The sequence below is a fragment of the bacterium genome, assembly GCA_040756715.1.
Taxonomy (GTDB): Bacteria; UBA9089; UBA9088; order UBA9088; family UBA9088; genus JBFLYE01.
The window spans coordinates 1-3,082 of sequence record JBFLYE010000198.1 but is presented as its reverse complement, the minus strand read 5'-3'; the positions used below and the strand labels follow the sequence as shown (position 1 = coordinate 3,082).

Sequence of the window (3,082 nt, the reverse complement as noted above, 5' to 3'; positions counted from 1 at the left end):
AGCAGAATATATCCTGGCGATTGTAATCCTTGGCCAAACAATTGATGGGAAATTTGAGCTTTTTACCTTTCTCACCGGGCTTTTCATATTTCTCTTACTCATATGCTGTAGCCTTATTCTTTCATCCCTTATTAAGGAGGAGAAATGATTGGTCCATTTCAGATCTTTGCCCTTCTGCTGGTTGGATTTGCAGGAATAATAACCTTTATTGTCTGGTGGGGCGATAGGCAAGAAAAAAGGAAAAAACATTTTCATTAAAATAGTTTAACCTCCATAATTTGGATAAAGTTCCAATCTATATGCTTATGGAAGAATTTGCTTCCCTTTTTTGCCAAAAGCTTTACATACCTAATTTTGCATTCCGCACACCGCATTCCATAACCCTCATTGGGTCGCCACTTAAAGAGCGGACAAACCTCCCATTATCTCCATTTAGGGAAGATGCCAAAACAGCCCAATCCTTTCCATTCATACTCCCTCTATCGCATAACCCTGGCTATATGCCAATGCCCGCCAATAGACAGTAATGGTTGAAACCTTTGTTATTGTGCCAAGGTCAATAAGAAGCCATTGATCCTTTTGGGTTATATCCTGGGATTGTGCCATTCCCTTAAAATAGGATAAATCACCATCAGTAATCCTTTGTAAGGGATTTCCCTCTTTAACATATTTATCGGCCAGCAATTGGTCAAATGTTCCCGAAGCAGAGCAATTTAAGGCAAGGTTATTCTCTAGTGTTCTAAATTGCCCCGTGTATGTCCCGATTTGGCCTTCTTCATCCTCGGCAATTATTTGAAAAATATACCCTGTATCTGGCTTTAAATTTATAATTTTTGTATGTGTTTAGCTAGGTGAGAATAAAATTGGGAATAGGCACAGGTCTTGTAGTCCCTGAATGACCTATTGGTCTTCCTGGTGTTTTATGAGGTTGATTAGAAGGGGGATCAAAGAATTTCTTCTCTGAGGGAGGAGTATGGGCATTTTCATATTTATTAAGCCTTCTCTCTAGTTCTTTGACCTTCCTTTCTAATTCTTTAATCATTATTTGTTGTTTTTCAATTATTCTTTGCTGTTCTTCAATTATTCTTAAAAGCCTCTTGCAGTTTGGGCAAGAGGAGGTTTTTATTTCCTCTAAAAGGTTGTTGTAATCTTCGTTCATTTACCTTATTTATCGGCATTTTTGTTAAAAAGTTAAGTAATTAGCTAATCCTTCTATGTCAATTTTTTTAAATGTTTCTAATTCTTCTTGTGCTTGTTTCTTTAAGTAAGTTTGTTTCTTTTTCAACATAGCATAGATGATTCTGCTAAGTTGCCGTGCTAAACATATTAGGATAGATTAAGCATTAGCTAAACACATACCATTTATTAAATAAACCACAAATACACACTAATAAAACACCAATTAACACTAAATTCGTGTCCATTCGTGGTTCATCCCTGCCTATTCGTGGTTATTCGTGTTCATTCGTGTTCCAAAACCAAAAAGCATAAAACCTTCTTCATCTTTTTAATAACTCATTAAATTCTCCCACTGAAAGACCTGCGTCTCTAATTAAGGCTCTAAGCAATCCCCTGTCCAATGCCTTATGTTCTGGAATAGATAATCTGGTTTCCCTACCTTCTTTCTTCATTATGATGTGTCTACTTTTAGCCCGCCTATCGATGCACCAACCTGCCTCCTCAAACCCTTTTATTGCCTCTCTTCCAGAAATAACAGGCAGAACCGCCACTATACAGCTACCTCCATCACCCCAATCTCTCTGGCTTTAGGCATCAGGGCCTCTTCTCCTAAAACAGAAAGACACCCTACTATTGCATCCTTGATGTTGGCTATTGCCTCCTCTATTGTCTCTCCCTGAGAATGACAACCAGGAATTGCTGGACAATGCACAACATATCCAAAATCTTCCCCTTTTTCAATGATAACTCGGTAGACCATTTATTCCACCTCCTTTGCATAATATATCATAATCGTCTTTGCTGGGACACAATGGTTATCCTTTCCATCATTATCGCCAATAACAGGGATATTTCATCCTCTGTAATTGCCCTTTCACTATTAAGCACAGATGATAACATAGCTACGCCATTCTCTGTAAAGGCATAAGGAAGCTTCCTTGTTCCACCCCATCTTGATATTCCAAAATGGAAGATCAAGTCATTAAATTCCTCCTTAGTCAATTGAAACATAAAATCCAAAGGAAATCTGCCTAAATTTCTCTTTACAGCCTTATTTAGATTGCCAGTAGTTACCCCATAAAGCTCTGCCAGGTCTCTATCAAGCATAACCTTTAATCCTCTTACAAGAAGAATCTTGTCTTCTATCCTTTCTATTGGAACTAAACTACCCATTATTTACCCTCTAAAACAAGTATATCCTAATTTCAGCCTTTTGGCAATTAAAAAATAAAGCCTCAGGGAAATCTGCCCCATAGCCCAAAGAAGCCAAAACCAGAAAAGCTAAAAAGTTTTTCATTAAATATTGTCCATAGTAATAATATCCGCAATATCTATGGACCATCGACCATAGACTCTCTTTTCCAAACTGAATATCAATCAGTGTGAATCCGTGGCTACAACCTCTCTCTATAGCAAAAACTTAACCAGAAACAGCCGGTATCCTCCCCTCAATCCTTTCCAATATCTTTGTTTGGTTGAGCAACATCTCTCCCAATCTCTCAAACCCCTTGCGCTGACCCTCTTCTATCTTTGCCAGGATATGGGTTTGCTCTTGTAAGATATGGTTCTGCTCCTGTAAGATATGGCTTTGCTCTTGTAAGATATGGCTTTGCTCTCGTAAGATATGGCTCTGCTCACCTTGAACATCCAGGATTGCCTTCAAGACCTTTGAGTTCTCCCTTTTGACCTCTTTTATAAACCAGATGATTGTTACAACCCCGGCGATCAATGTCATCATCGTGGCTGTCCATTCCATCCTTTTCTCACCCCCTTAAACTTATAGTTAATTCCATAACGCTTTATAAAATTTTGAATTTTAGTACGTGTGTAGCTTCTCTCTTAACCAAATTACCATAGCCGTTGTTTAGCTGTCCTATATACCTAGGCACAAAGGGACAAAGGC

6 protein-coding genes and 1 pseudogene are annotated in these 3,082 nt (G+C 38.4%); all 7 read right to left on the bottom strand.

The genetic code is table 11. The features are described 5' to 3' along the window. Positions 1-340 precede the first annotated feature (340 nt). Positions 341-472 carry a hypothetical protein gene (locus AB1397_07645; GenBank protein ID MEW6482845.1) on the bottom strand — a complete coding sequence of 44 codons (132 nt, stop codon included), beginning with the start codon at positions 470-472 and terminating at the stop codon, positions 341-343. Beyond that, positions 469-684: a hypothetical protein gene (locus tag AB1397_07640; GenBank protein ID MEW6482844.1), complete on the bottom strand. Its 216-nt coding sequence runs from the start codon at positions 682-684 to the stop codon at positions 469-471. The genes AB1397_07645 and AB1397_07640 overlap by 4 nt, the downstream gene beginning before the upstream one ends. 163 nt (positions 685-847) lie before the next feature. Beyond that, positions 848-1,159: a hypothetical protein gene (locus AB1397_07635; GenBank protein MEW6482843.1), complete on the bottom strand. Its 312-nt coding sequence runs from the start codon at positions 1,157-1,159 to the stop codon at positions 848-850. Positions 1,160-1,499: 340 nt separating this feature from the next. Further along, the gene (locus AB1397_07630) at positions 1,500-1,730 is read right to left on the bottom strand and encodes a type II toxin-antitoxin system HicA family toxin (protein ID MEW6482842.1); all 231 of its coding nucleotides are present in this window, start codon (positions 1,728-1,730) and stop codon (positions 1,500-1,502) included. Further along, positions 1,730-1,939, bottom strand: a complete 210-nt coding sequence (locus tag AB1397_07625) for a type II toxin-antitoxin system HicB family antitoxin (GenBank protein MEW6482841.1) — start codon at positions 1,937-1,939, stop codon at positions 1,730-1,732. The genes AB1397_07630 and AB1397_07625 overlap by 1 nt, the downstream gene beginning before the upstream one ends. A 56-nt stretch (positions 1,940-1,995) precedes the next feature. After that, positions 1,996-2,352: pseudogene (locus AB1397_07620) on the bottom strand (ORF6N domain-containing protein). A 247-nt stretch (positions 2,353-2,599) separates the two neighbouring features. Next, a complete protein-coding gene (locus AB1397_07615) occupies positions 2,600-2,935 on the bottom strand; it encodes a hypothetical protein (protein MEW6482840.1) in 336 nt (111 codons plus the stop codon). Positions 2,936-3,082 lie beyond the last annotated feature (147 nt).